This window comes from Dactylosporangium salmoneum, assembly GCF_039532525.1.
GTDB lineage: Bacteria > Actinomycetota > Actinomycetes > Mycobacteriales > Micromonosporaceae > Dactylosporangium > Dactylosporangium salmoneum.
The window spans coordinates 98,047-110,282 of record NZ_BAAARV010000034.1; the positions used below are offsets into that span (position 1 = coordinate 98,047).

The 12,236-nt window shown below is 70.0% G+C and carries 11 protein-coding genes; 7 read left to right on the plus strand and 4 right to left on the minus strand.

The window, feature by feature from the left end; translation table 11 throughout:
• Window positions 1-9 precede the first annotated feature (9 nt).
• From ABD352_RS23975 to ABD352_RS24005, 7 genes are all read left to right on the plus strand, one after another.
• The gene (locus ABD352_RS23975; protein ID WP_344614711.1) at window positions 10-1,050 is read left to right on the plus strand and encodes an ABC transporter permease; all 1,041 of its coding nucleotides are present in this window, start codon (window positions 10-12) and stop codon (window positions 1,048-1,050) included.
• Window positions 1,051-1,187: 137 nt separating this feature from the next.
• Window positions 1,188-2,240 carry a substrate-binding domain-containing protein gene (locus ABD352_RS23980; protein ID WP_344614712.1) on the plus strand — a complete coding sequence of 351 codons (1,053 nt, stop codon included), beginning with the start codon at window positions 1,188-1,190 and terminating at the stop codon, window positions 2,238-2,240.
• Window positions 2,241-2,336: 96 nt separating this feature from the next.
• The gene (locus tag ABD352_RS23985) at window positions 2,337-3,473 is read left to right on the plus strand and encodes a Gfo/Idh/MocA family protein (RefSeq protein WP_344614772.1); all 1,137 of its coding nucleotides are present in this window, start codon (window positions 2,337-2,339) and stop codon (window positions 3,471-3,473) included.
• The gene (gene xylA / locus ABD352_RS23990; RefSeq protein ID WP_344614713.1) at window positions 3,470-4,651 is read left to right on the plus strand and encodes a xylose isomerase; all 1,182 of its coding nucleotides are present in this window, start codon (window positions 3,470-3,472) and stop codon (window positions 4,649-4,651) included. Before ABD352_RS23985 ends, xylA begins: the two co-directional genes overlap by 4 nt.
• Before the next feature lie 201 nt (window positions 4,652-4,852).
• The gene (locus ABD352_RS23995; RefSeq protein ID WP_344614714.1) at window positions 4,853-6,391 is read left to right on the plus strand and encodes a ThuA domain-containing protein; all 1,539 of its coding nucleotides are present in this window, start codon (window positions 4,853-4,855) and stop codon (window positions 6,389-6,391) included.
• Between the two features lie 299 nt (window positions 6,392-6,690).
• A complete protein-coding gene (locus ABD352_RS24000; RefSeq protein ID WP_344614715.1) occupies window positions 6,691-7,698 on the plus strand; it encodes a sugar phosphate isomerase/epimerase family protein in 1,008 nt (335 codons plus the stop codon).
• Between the two features lie 152 nt (window positions 7,699-7,850).
• Window positions 7,851-8,381: a dihydrofolate reductase family protein gene (locus tag ABD352_RS24005; RefSeq protein ID WP_344614716.1), complete on the plus strand. Its 531-nt coding sequence runs from the start codon at window positions 7,851-7,853 to the stop codon at window positions 8,379-8,381.
• A 150-nt stretch (window positions 8,382-8,531) separates the two neighbouring features.
• On the opposite strand, the gene ABD352_RS24010 is transcribed toward ABD352_RS24005, so the two are convergent.
• From ABD352_RS24010 to ABD352_RS24025, 4 genes are read right to left on the minus strand one after another with little or no spacing between them, the layout of a single operon-like run.
• Complete coding sequence (locus ABD352_RS24010) at window positions 8,532-9,158, minus strand: hypothetical protein (RefSeq protein WP_344614717.1); 627 nt, start codon at window positions 9,156-9,158, stop codon at window positions 8,532-8,534.
• A 48-nt stretch (window positions 9,159-9,206) separates the two neighbouring features.
• Complete coding sequence (locus tag ABD352_RS24015) at window positions 9,207-10,157, minus strand: class I mannose-6-phosphate isomerase (RefSeq protein WP_344614718.1); 951 nt, start codon at window positions 10,155-10,157, stop codon at window positions 9,207-9,209.
• Complete coding sequence (locus ABD352_RS24020) at window positions 10,154-11,350, minus strand: ADP-dependent glucokinase/phosphofructokinase (RefSeq protein ID WP_344614719.1); 1,197 nt, start codon at window positions 11,348-11,350, stop codon at window positions 10,154-10,156. The genes ABD352_RS24015 and ABD352_RS24020 overlap by 4 nt, the downstream gene beginning before the upstream one ends.
• 1 nt (window position 11,351) lies before the next feature.
• Complete coding sequence (locus ABD352_RS24025; protein WP_344614720.1) at window positions 11,352-12,215, minus strand: ketose-bisphosphate aldolase; 864 nt, start codon at window positions 12,213-12,215, stop codon at window positions 11,352-11,354.
• Window positions 12,216-12,236 lie beyond the last annotated feature (21 nt).

Here is a 12,236-nt window from a genome sequence, read left to right on the forward strand (position 1 = left end):
TAGGACAGCATGAGTACCGCCACGGAACCGGTCGACGTGCACGACCCGCCCCGCGTCACCGAGCAGAGTTGGTGGCAGCGAGACAGCGCGGACAGCGCGAAGCGCAACCTCGCCCTGGTCGGCGTGCTGGTCGCCCTGCTGATCATCGGCGCCGTCACCGCGCCGAACATCTTCCTCGACGGTCACAACCTCTGGAACAACGAGCTGACGGTGCTCACCCAGGCCTCCAGCATCGGGGTGCTCACCGTCGGCATGACCTTCGTGATGATCAGCGGCGGCATCGACCTGTCGGTCGGCGCGCTGCTGGCCCTGGCCAGCGTGTGGTGCACGACGGTGGCCACGCAGGACTTCGGCGCGGGCGCCATGATCTTCACCGCGCTGGTCGTCGGCGCCGTCGCCGGCCTCATCAACGGCACGCTGATCGCCTACGGCCGGCTGGTGCCGTTCATCGCGACCCTCGCGATGATGCTGTCGGCCCGCGGCCTCGCGCAGAGCATCTCCGGCTCGCACACCCAGATCAACCGCAACGCGTTCATCAACGGCTTCGCCCTGAACAAGATCCTCGGGGTGCCGTGGGTGGTCGTGATCTTCCTGGTCGTCGTCGCGCTCGCCTGGGTGCTGCTCAACCGCACCACCTTCGGCCGCCGCACGATCGCGATCGGCGGCAACGCCGAGGCGGCCCGCCTGGCCGGCATCAACGTGCGCTGGCAGACCGTCGCGCTCTACGTGCTCTCGGGCATCTGCTGCGGCATCGCCGCCCTGATCGTGGTCTCGCAGGCGCAGTCCGGCAGCAACACCCACGGCGACCTCTACGAGCTCAACGCGATCGCGGCCGCGATCATCGGCGGCACGGCCCTGACCGGCGGCCGTGGCACCATCATCGGCTCGCTGCTCGGTGTGCTGATCTTCACCCAGATCACCAACCTGTTCATCATCAACAACCTGCAGCTCGACCTGCAGCGCATCATCAACGGCGGCATCATCGTCGTCGCCGTGCTGATTCAGCAGTTCCGGGTCTGGTCGCTGCGGCGACGGCCCGCCTCCTCATAACGCCACACCCCAAGCCCCGCCAGCGCACACGCCGCCGTCCACGCCGGGACGGCTGCGCTGATCGGTGCACCCAAAATGCACACGAAGTACGCCCCGAAAACCCCCCAAATTCCCACAAACGACCTGGAGGTCGTGAGATGAGCACCTCGCCCGACATGTCCCGCCGTCGACTGTTGTTCGGCGGGGCGGCGATCGGCGCCGGCGCGCTGCTGGCCGGCTGCACGTCGAACGAGACGAAGGACAGCGCGCCCCAGACGAACGTCAAGGACGCCAACGCCGCCAGCGCCGCCCCCGGCAAGCCGGTGACCATCGCCTTCTCCGCCCCGGCGGCCGACCACGGCTGGATCGGCGCCATCACCGCCAACGCCAAGGCGCAGGCGGCCAAGTTCTCCGACGTGACCCTCAAGGTGATCGACGCCGGTAAGGACGCACCGGCCCAGATCGCCGCGCTGGAGACCGTCATCGCCAGCAAGCCGGACGCGATCGTGATGCTGCCGCAGGACGGCGCGCAGCTCACCGCGATCGGCAAGAAGGCCATGGACGCCGGCATCATCGTCATCAACCTCGACCGCGAGTTCACCGACGCGGCCGCCTCGTTCTCCCTCATCAAGGGCGACAACTACGGCATGGGCGTCGCCGCCGGTCACTACATCGGCGAGAAGCTCAAGGGCAAGACCGACGCGGTCATCGGCGAGATCCCGGGCATCGACGAGCTGCAGCTGACCAAGGACCGCTCGAAGGGCTTCGCCGACACGCTGAAGACCTACGGCCTGACCGTCAAGCACCGGGTCGCCGCCGGCTTCACCGTGCAGACCGGTCAGTCCGCCGCGGCCAACCTGCTCCAGGCCGCGCCGAAGCTCGACGCCGTGTGGAACCACGACGACGACCAGGGCGTCGGCGTGCTGGCCGCGATCCAGCAGGCCGGGCGCAAGGAGTTCTTCATGGTCGGCGGCGCCGGCTCGCGCGACGCGATGGACCACATCAAGGCCGGGGACACCGTCCTCACCGCGACGGTCACCTACCCGCCGTCGATGGCCTCGTCGGCGATCATCCTGGCCCGCCTCGCGGCCCAGGGCAACGGCATGAGCGACCTGGTCGAGCTGCAGGTGCCGAAGATGATCGTCCTGCAGTCCGAGACGATCACCAAGGACAACGTCGACAAGTACCTGCCCCTCGGCTTCAAGTCCTGAAAACTGCAAGAAAGTCATAGCTAGGCCCGAAGTGTCCAAGTAGGAAAGGAACCGCCAGTGTCCAGTCAGGGCAGCAGCGGGGAGCTGCGCGTCGGGATGGTCGGCTACGCGTTCATGGGCGCAGCGCACTCCCAGGCGTGGCGCACCGTGAACCGGGTCTTCGACCTGCCCGCGCGGGCGACCATGGTCGCCGTCTGCGGTCGCGACGAAGCGAAGGTGACCGAGGCCGCGGCCCGGCTCGGCTGGGCCGAGGCGGTGACCGACTGGCGCGCGCTGGTCGCCCGGGACGACATCGACGTCATCGACGTGTGTACCCCGGGCGACAGCCACGCCGAGATCGCCATCGCGGCGCTCGAGGCGGGCAAGCACGTGCTGTGCGAGAAGCCGCTCGCCAACACGGTCGAGGAGGCCCGCGCGATGGTCGCGGCCGCGGCCAAGGCCCGGGCCGTGGGCGTGCGCTCGGCCTGCGGCTTCAACTACCGGCGGGTGCCGGCCGTGAGCCTGATGCGCAATCTGGTCGCGGCCGGCCGGCTGGGCGCCATCCGGCACGTGCGGGCCGCGTACCTGCAGGACTGGATCGTCGATCCCAGCTTCCCGCTGGTGTGGCGGCTGCAGCAGGACAAGGCCGGCTCGGGCGCGCTCGGCGACATCGGCGCGCACATCATCGACCTGACCCAGTTCGTCACCGGCCAGCGCATCACCGGGGTGTCCGGGCTGACCGAGACGTTCATCAAGGAGCGGCCACTGCCGGAGGCCGCCAGCGGGCTGTCGGCCAGCGCCGGCAGCGCCACGGGCGAGGTCACCGTCGACGACGCGGCGCTGTTCATCGCGCGGCTCGACGGGGGTGCGGTGGCCACGTACGAGGCGACCCGGTTCGCCACCGGGCGCAAGAATGCGCTGCGGGTCGAGCTCAACGGCGAGTACGGCTCCCTGGCCTTCGACCTGGAGCGCCTCAACGAGCTGGAGTACTACGACGCCACCCTGCCCGCCGCGGAGCAGGGGTGGACCAAGATCCTGGTGACCGAGGGCGACCACCCGTACCTCGGCGCCTGGTGGCCGCCGGGGCACATCATCGGCTACGAGCACTCGTTCACGCACGAGATGCGCGACTTCATCGAGGCGGTGGCGACCGGGGCCGACCCGACGCCGTCCTTCGAGGACGCCCTGCAGGTGCAGCTGGTGCTCGATGCCGTCCAGCGATCCGACTCCTCCTGGGTGAGTGTGGCGGCATGAGTACAGACCCGTACGTCCCTACGCCGGCCGACCGGTTCTCGTTCGGGCTGTGGACGGTGGGCTGGCAGGCCCAGGACGTCTTCGGCTCGGCGTCGCGCCCGGCCCTCGACCCGGTCGAGACCGTGCACCGACTGGCTGAGCTGGGGGCGTACGGGGTCAGCTTCCACGACGACGACCTGATCCCGTTCGGCAGCGACGAGACCGCCCGCGACAAGGCGGTGACCCGCTTCCGGGCGGCCCTCGACGGCACCGGCCTGGTCGTGTCGATGGCCACCACCAACCTGTTCGGTCACCCGATCTTCAAGGACGGCGCGTTCACCGCCAACGATCGCGCCGTGCGGCGCTTCGCGCTGCAGAAGGTGCTGCGCAACCTCGACCTCGCGGCCGAGCTGGGTGCGCCGACCTACGTGCTGTGGGGCGGCCGGGAGGGCGCGGAGTCCGGGGCGGGCAAGCAGATGCGGGCCGCCCTGGACCGCTACCGCGAGGCGATCAACGCCATCTGCGCCTACATCCGCGAGTGCGGCTACGACATCCGCCTGGCGATCGAGCCCAAGCCGAACGAGCCGCGCGGCGACATCCTGCTGCCCACGATCGGCCACGCCCTGGCGCTGATCTCGACGCTGGACGAGCCGTCCCGGGTCGGGCTCAACCCCGAGGTCGGGCACGAGGAGATGGCCGGGCTGAACTTCGCGCACGGCATCGCCCAGGCGCTGTGGCACGGCAAGCTCTTCCACATCGACCTCAACGGGCAGCACGGCCCGCGCTTCGACCAGGACCTGCGCTTCGGCGCCGGCAACCTGCGCGGGGCGTTCTGGACCGTCGACGTGCTCGAGAACAGCTCGGGCTTCCCGACCGCGTACGCCGGGCCGCGGCACTTCGACTACAAGCCGCCGCGCACCGAGGACACCAACGGCGTCTGGGTCACCGCGGCGGCCTGCATGCGCAACTACCTGATCCTCAAGGAGAAGGTCCGCACGTTCCGCGACGACCCCGAGGTCTCCGCCGCCCTGGCCACCGCCCGGGTGGACGAGCTGTCGGTGCCGACGCTGATGCCGGGGGAGACCCTGGACCAGCTGCGGGCCGACGAGATCGACGTGGAGAAGCTGGCCGCCCGCGGGATGGCCTTCGAGCGCCTCGACCAGCTGGCCATGGAGCATCTGCTGGGCATTCGAGGCTGAAGACTGCTCTTCCGCCAGCTCCGGTGGCGAGGGTCCATCCGCGGTTGCGCCCCGCGGGTGGGGGTACCGGGGCCGGGAGAGGCAAGACCGGAGCGCCGGCGCGGTGCCAGCCAGGCGCCGCGCCGGGCCCGGACAACTCCATCAGCACATGACAGCGCGGCGGCGCGCGCATACCCGACGAGTTGATCGTGAGGAAATGTCATGACCATCCGCTCGTGGCTCGCCGCCGCTACGGTGGGCCTCGTTGCTGCCGGCGCGTTGAGCGCCGCGCCCGCCAGCGCGGCCGACGCGCCGTACAAGGTGCTGGTCTTCTCCAAGACCGCCGGATTCCGCCACTCGTCCATCCCGAACGGCATCGCCGCCATCCAGACGCTCGGCGCGGCCAACAACTTCACCGTCACCGCCACCGAGGACGCGGGGGCGTTCACCGCCGCCAACCTGGCCCAGTACCAGACCGTGGTGTTCATGTCGACGACCGGCGACGTACTCGACGACACCCAGCAGGCCGCGTTCGAGGCCTACATCCGCGGGGGCGGCGGGTACGTCGGCGTGCACGCGGCCGCCGACACGGAGTACAGCTGGCCCTTCTACGGCACCCTGGTCGGTGCCTGGTTCGCCTCTCACCCGGCGATCCAGCAGGCCACGGTCAACGTCGAGGACCGCACGCACCCGGCCACGGCCCATCTCGGGGCGACCTGGGTGCGCACCGACGAGTGGTACAACTACCAGACCAACCCGCGCAGCAGCGCGCACGTGCTCGCCTCGCTCAACGAGTCGTCCTACTCCGGCGGCACCATGAACGGGGACCACCCGATCACCTGGTGCAAGACCATCGACAGCGGACGCTCCTTCTACACCGGCTTCGGCCACACGGAGGAGAGCTACACCGATCCCAACTTCACCAACCTGTTGCTGGGCGCCATCCGGTACACCGCCAAGCGGGTCAACGCCGACTGCGCGCCGCCGGCGCCGTCGAACAACTCGGTCTACCAGGGCGAGGCGTACGCCAGCACCGGCGGCGTCCAGGTCGCCGGGCACACCGCGGCGGTCGGCGGCCAGACGGCCGGCTACATCGACCCCAACGACTGGATCGGGTTCAACAACGTGAACCTGTCGGCGGTCAAGGGCGTCACCACGCGCATCGCCTCGGCGGGCGCCGGCGGCACCATCGAGTTCCGCGCCGGCTCGGCGACGGGCACGCTGCTCGGCTCGGTCGCGGTGCCCAACACCGGCTCCTGGGAGACCTTCCGCGACGTCTTCACGCCGCTGGCCTCCAGCACGTCCACGTCGCTGTACCTCGTGTTCCGCGGCACCGGCGGCTCGCTGTTCGACGTCGACCAGTTCACGCTCGCCCGCAACGCCACCACGAAGCAGGGCGAGGCCTGGTCGTCGATGAGCGGCCTGCAGGTCGCCGCGCACGGCCCGGCGGTGGGCGGGCAGACGGCCGGCTTCATCGACAACAACGACTGGGCGGCCTACTCCGGGGTGACGCTGTCCAGCGTCGCCGGGGTGCGCGTGCGGTGGTCCTCGGCCGGGCCCGGCGGCACCGTGGAGTTCCGCGCCGGCTCGTCGACGGGTGCGCTGCTCGGCACGCTGGCGGTGGCCAACACGGGCAGCTGGGACACCTTCCGGGAGGCCTCGATCCCGCTCGCCACGAACGCCGCCACGACGGTGTGCCTGGTGTTCCACGGCGGGTCCGGGTCCCTGTTCGACATCGACGAGTTCACGCTGATCGGCTGACGGCCTTTGCCGATCGGCGCACATTGACGGAGGTGGGGCCGAGACGCCGACCGGCCCTTCCTTCAGGCCCCGCCCGCCCGGACATTGCACGCGTCGTTCCTTGGACCCGGATCGGTGACGCCGACTCCGACCGGGATCTCGGATGCGGCGCGGTCCGGGCGGGCGGGGAACCTCTTTTCCTTTGCCAGCTGGTCTTTTACGATGGCAGCGTGGGGGCGCAACCCACGTATTTCCCTTTTGATCACGTACATCCACAGGTCTCCCTCGCGCCTGGATCCCCTTCACCGGAGGACTGCAACATGGCGCGTCCAATCACGCTCTTCACCGGCCAGTGGGCCGACCTGCCGTTCGAGGAGGTCTGCCGGCTCGCGTCCGAGTGGGGCTACGACGGCCTCGAGATCGCCTGCTGGGGCGACCACTTCGAGGTCGACAAGGCCGTCTCCGACGACTCCTACGTGGAGCGCAAGCTGGAGACGCTCGCGAAGTACAACCTGAAGGTCTGGGCCATCTCCAACCACCTGGTCGGCCAGGCGGTCTGCGACCACCCGATCGACCAGCGCCACCAGGGCATCCTGCCGGCCCGCATCTGGGGCGACGGGGAGGCCGAGGGCGTGCGCCAGCGCGCCGCCGAGGAGATCAAGGACACCGCCCGGGCCGCGCGCAAGCTCGGCGTCGACGTGGTGGTCGGCTTCACCGGCTCGTCGATCTGGCACACACTGGCCATGTTCCCGCCGGTCCCGCCGGAGATGATCGAGGACGGCTACCGGGACTTCGCCGAGCGCTGGAACCCGATCCTCGACGTCTTCGACGAGGTCGGGGTCAAGTTCGCGCACGAGGTGCACCCCAGCGAGATCGCCTACGACTACTGGACCACCAAGCGCGCCCTGGAGGCGATCGGCAACCGCCCGGCGTTCGGCCTCAACTGGGACCCGTCGCACTTCGTGTGGCAGGAGCTCGACCCGGTGAACTTCATCTTCGACTTCGCCGACCGCATCTACCACGTGGACTGCAAGGACGCCAAGGTGCGCACCGGCGACGGCCGCCGCGGCCGGCTGGCCTCGCACCTGCCGTGGGCCGACATGCGCCGCGGCTGGGACTTCGTCTCGACCGGCCACGGCGACGTGCCGTGGGAGGACTGCTTCCGGGCGCTCAACGGGATCGGGTACAACGGCCCGATCTCGATCGAGTGGGAGGACGCCGGGATGGACCGCCTGCTCGGGGCGCCCGAGGCCCTGCAGTTCGTGCGCCGCCTGGCCTTCGACGCGCCGGCCGCCGCCTTCGACGCGGCCTTCTCGTCGTCGTCCTGACCCCCGTACCGTCCGCTTGTTCTGATCGCGGCCCGCACCTTCTCGGGTGCGGGCCGCTCGGATCCTCCGGCGAATTTTTGCCCCGCTGTCGAAACGGGGCGGCGCTCTTCGACGCGTTGGCAGAGGCAAGGCCAACCGCGAAGGAGAGTCAGATGCGCAAGATCGTTGCCGGCCTGCACATGGCGCTGGACGGCGTGGTGGAGGCCCCCGAGCAGTGGAGCTTCGAGTACTTCTGCCCGGAGGTCGCCGGGTCGATCAAGGCCCGCCGCGACGCCACCGAGCTGCTGCTGCTGGGCCGCAGGACGTACGAGGAGTTCGCCGCGATCTGGCCGGGCCAGGAGGGCGAGGTCGCGGACTTCATGAACAACACCCCGAAGCTCGTCGCCTCGACCACGCTGAGCACGGCCGAATGGTCCGGCTCCCAGCTCATCGCCGGTGACGTGCCGGCCACGCTGTCCGACCTCAAGTCCCAGGACGGCGGCAACATCACGATCACCGGCAGCGCGACCCTGGTCCGCTCCCTGCTGACCGCCGGCCTGATCGACGAGCTGCACCTCATGATCTGCCCGGTCGCGGTGGGCACCGGGAAGCGCCTCTTCTCCTCGGAACGGGTGCCGTTGCGGCTGAACGGCTCGGAGACGTACTCGACCGGGGTCGTGCACCTGACCTACGGCCCGGCCTGAGCCGCCCTACCCGGCCGGCCCGAGCTGACGCGGCGCCTCGGCCAGGGCATTCCGGAAGCCGGCACGGCACGGGTGGTCGACCGGGCCGCTGCGCGACTGGGTGGTCGCGCAGCGGCCGTAGGCCTCTCCGGCCGCCACGGCCGGAAGATCTCACGATTCCTTGCTGACCGCCACGATGTCGTTCAGCCACTCGTCTTCCGGCCGCTGGTAGCGCTCGAAGTGTTCCTGGGTGATCCGCGCGATCGATCCGTCCTGCGGAAGGCGAGTGGCGTCGTACCGCACCACGGTCGCCGGGCCGGACGCCAGCCAGGCCGACGGGCTGAGCCCGAAGTGCTCCATCGCGGTGAACACGCCCTTGCCGCCGCCCTCCGCGTACGACTCCCCGTCCTCGAACGGCAGAGGATCCTGGATGGCCATGCCTCGCGTCATGCTGGCGTGTGACACGAAGATGTGCCGAAGCAGCTCGCCGTCCCGCGCCGCGGTCAGCCAGTACGACCCGGACACCGTCTCTGCCCCGCATCCCAGCACCGTTCCCAGGCGCTCCGACATGGCCAGGATCATGTCCGGCACCGTCGAGAGCACCATGGCCCCGTCGATCAGGAACGCGCGGCCGTCGAGCTCGCCGATCACCATGTCCAGCTGGCCGTCGTCGGACTCGGCGTCCTCGGTCCGCGCGACGACCTCGCCCGTCGTGAATTCTCCCGTGTGTCGCGCCAATTCGTCGAGCAGGTCCGCCTGTGTCGCGGTCGCCACGATGTATCCGGTGTGCAAGCCCATGCCGGGACCATAGACGGATGGCTCGATCGGCGCGGCCCCGCGAAGGGGTCAGGCGGACGCCGCGAGGCGGATGGTCTCGACCTGGCCCTCCAGCAGGAGCGGGCCGGCGGCGTGCGGCACCAGCAGCGTGTCGCCCCGCCGCACCGGCAGGTCGTCCTGCTCGCCGGTCAGCCTGCCCGCTCCGGCGACCACGACCAGCACGCTGAAGCCTTGTTCCACGCGGTCGCCGCCGCGCAGGCGGCGGGCGGCGAAGAACTCGTCCGCGGCCTCGGGCAGCAGCCGCGCCGCGGTGCCGCGGAGCCCGTCGAGGCGCGACGGCGTCCAGGCGCCGCGGTCGACGCACTGCAGGGCCAGGTCGTAGCCGAGGCCGAGGTGGCCGTCGGCGATGCCGAAGCCCTCGTACTCCAGCAGCACCGAGAAGTCGGTCGGCTCCTGGACCTCGACCAGCAGGATGCCGTCGCCGATCGCGTGCGGCAGGCCGGCCGGGCAGAGGATCGCGTCGCCAGTCGCGACCGGGACCTTGTTGGTGGCGGCGAGCATCTCGTCGGTCTTCTGGCCCTGCACCCAGCCGGCCAGTTCGGCGGCCTCCACGTCGCGGGCGAAGCCCAGGTGGACGTAGGCGTCGGGCCGTGCGGAGACGATCACCCAGGCCTCGGTCTTGCCGTACGGCGTGGCGAGGTGCGCGTTGGCGAAGGTGCGGTCCGGGTGCACGTGCAACGGCAGCCGCTGGCCGGCGTCGAGCAGCTTCACCAGCACGCCGGTGTCGGCGCGCTGCGGGCCGAGCCACCAGCGCGGGTCCGCGGCGATGGCCTCGGCCAGGACGCGGCCGTCGGCCAGGGTGGAGAGCCCGGACGGGGCGAGCCCGAACCGGCTGGTCACCGAGCCCACCCAGTCCTCGGGGCGGTCGGGCAGCGCCGGCAGGTTGCGGAACTCCGCGATGCGGCCGGCGCCGCGGTAGAACGTCTCGGGCTGGTTGGCGAACAGTGTCTCGACGGTCATCGGTGTCCCTTCAGAGCCAGCTCGGCGAGGAAACCGCCGACGAACGTGTCACCGAGCCCGACGGTGGTTGGGTTCTGGACGTCGAGCTCGAAGCCGGGAACGCAGTCGACGGCCTCGCCCATGCGCGCGCGCAGCGCCGCCGCGAAGGCGACGGACTCGGGCCGCCGCGGCTGCCGGCGCAGGCGCTCGACGTCCTCGTCGGTGAAGTCGTCGCCGTGGCAGTAGCGGGTGGCGGCCATGAGCGTGCCGTTGTCGAGGGCGCCGGCGTACTCGCCGGGGCCGAGCGCCAGGGCCCAGTACTTCGTGTGCAGTACCAGCGTAGGCACCGGGATGAGCCGGTGCACCGCGGTGAGCGCATCCGCGACGTCCTCGGCGGAGAGCAGGTCGACCGGGCGCCCGAGGTACGACTGCAGCTCGTCCTCGTTCATGCCGTACACGTCGATCTCGGGCAGCAGCGCCTCCCGGACCCGGCGGCTGAAGGCGGGCTCGTGGTATGCCGCGTCCTCGAAGTAGGTCACCGCACCGGGCGGCAGCCGCCGCATGTGCTCCTTGAGGGAGACGAGCCGCTCGTCGAGTTCCGCCTCGTCGCGCATGGCGTTGAACCCGGAGATCAGGAAGACCTCGGCCCGGCCCAGCCGGTCGCCGAGATCGTCGGTGAGCAGCATGGTGCTGTTCGCCGGGTCGTTGACGTAGATCAGCCGGTTGGGGAACGGCGCGACGATGTCGATGTCGTTCGCCCGGACCCGCAGGCTCTTGTCGTACTGCACGATCAGATGCGGATAGAAGGTGTCTCCGCTGCCGCTGTTGGTGTATTCGCTGTCCGCCGGCAGCAGCCGGCGGAAGGTGTCGTTGACGCTGACCAGGTGCAGCGTCGACGGCACGCCGAGCCGGCTCATCAGGATCCCGGCCCGCACCGAGGTGCCGCCCAGGGTCTCCCGATGCGGGAACCTGTTCGCGAAGGCCGACAGCGCCGGGGCGGAGGCGACGAAGTGCTCGCCGCCGGCGCCCCGGGCCACGTATCCGAGGATCGACACCAGGAGGTCCCGCTCGCTGGTCACGGCGGCCGGCGACGTCAGTTCCGCGGCGACGAGGCCGTACTCGGCGACTAGCTCTTCCAGGACGCCGGCGGTCAGCTTCAACTCGTAGTCGACGCAACCGCCGAGGCCCAGGACTACACGGGACGCGTCTGCCATGTCAGTAGAGCGAGGCCTTGCCGGCGGCGCCGAACAGCTCGATCTTCTGGGCGGCGACCACCTTCATGGCGTCGATGCAGGCGGGCTGGATGGCATTCGGCTCGCGCACCTTCTTGTCGCTGCCGAGCACCTCGCGCATCTTGTCGTGGTAGGCGACCTTGATGTCGGTGGAGATGTTGATCTTGTTGATGCCGATCCGCGCGGCCTCGCGGATCTCGTCGTCCGGGTTGCCGGAGCCGCCGTGCAGCACCAGCGGGATCTGGACCTTGCTCTTGATCTCCTTGAGCAGGTCGAGCTTCAGCTCCGGCTTGAGGTGGGCCGGGTACATGCCGTGGAACGTGCCGATCGCGACGGCGAGGCTGTCCACGCCGGTCTGCGCGACGAACGTGACCGCGTCGTCCGGGTCAGTGTAGATGATCTCGGCGGCGCCGCCCTCGGCGTAGGCGTCGTTCCCGCCGATCGTGCCGAGCTCGCCCTCCACGGACACGCCGATGACGTGCGCGGAGTCGGTGACCTTCTTGGTGATCGCGATGTTCTCCTCGAACGGCTTCAGCGAGGCGTCGATCATCACGGACGTGAAGCCGTACTGGACCGCCTGCAGGACCTGCTCGTAGGTGGCGCCGTGGTCCCAGTGGATCGCGATCGGGACGCTCGAGTTGTGCGACCGCTCGATGATGCCGGCGATCATCTCGCGGCCGATGTGGCGAACCTCGTCCGGGTGGATCCCGACGATGAGGGGAGCGTTGGTCTCCTCGCTGATCTCCACGATGCCCCTGAACATCGCCCAGTCGCTGATGTTGAAGGCGGGCACGGCGAAGCTGTGCTCGTTGGCGACGTCAAGGATCGCCTTGCCGGTCGTCAGCATTTCTGTCTTTCTCCTTTTGCG

Excerpts from the sequence above, each read along its gene's own strand:
- ABD352_RS23975 (WP_344614711.1), top strand. The coding sequence starts at position 10 with ATGAGTACCGCCACGGAACCGGTCGACGTGCACGACCCGCCCCGCGTC.
- ABD352_RS23980 (WP_344614712.1), top strand. The coding sequence starts at position 1,188 with ATGAGCACCTCGCCCGACATGTCCCGCCGTCGACTGTTGTTCGGCGGG.
- ABD352_RS23985 (WP_344614772.1), top strand. The coding sequence starts at position 2,337 with ATGGTCGGCTACGCGTTCATGGGCGCAGCGCACTCCCAGGCGTGGCGC.
- xylA (WP_344614713.1), top strand. The coding sequence starts at position 3,470 with ATGAGTACAGACCCGTACGTCCCTACGCCGGCCGACCGGTTCTCGTTC.
- ABD352_RS23995 (WP_344614714.1), top strand. The coding sequence starts at position 4,853 with ATGACCATCCGCTCGTGGCTCGCCGCCGCTACGGTGGGCCTCGTTGCT.
- ABD352_RS24000 (WP_344614715.1), top strand. The coding sequence starts at position 6,691 with ATGGCGCGTCCAATCACGCTCTTCACCGGCCAGTGGGCCGACCTGCCG.
- ABD352_RS24005 (WP_344614716.1), top strand. The coding sequence starts at position 7,851 with ATGCGCAAGATCGTTGCCGGCCTGCACATGGCGCTGGACGGCGTGGTG.
- ABD352_RS24010 (WP_344614717.1), bottom strand. The coding sequence starts at position 9,158 with ATGGGCTTGCACACCGGATACATCGTGGCGACCGCGACACAGGCGGAC.
- ABD352_RS24015 (WP_344614718.1), bottom strand. The coding sequence starts at position 10,157 with ATGACCGTCGAGACACTGTTCGCCAACCAGCCCGAGACGTTCTACCGC.
- ABD352_RS24020 (WP_344614719.1), bottom strand. The coding sequence starts at position 11,350 with ATGGCAGACGCGTCCCGTGTAGTCCTGGGCCTCGGCGGTTGCGTCGAC.
- ABD352_RS24025 (WP_344614720.1), bottom strand. The coding sequence starts at position 12,215 with ATGCTGACGACCGGCAAGGCGATCCTTGACGTCGCCAACGAGCACAGC.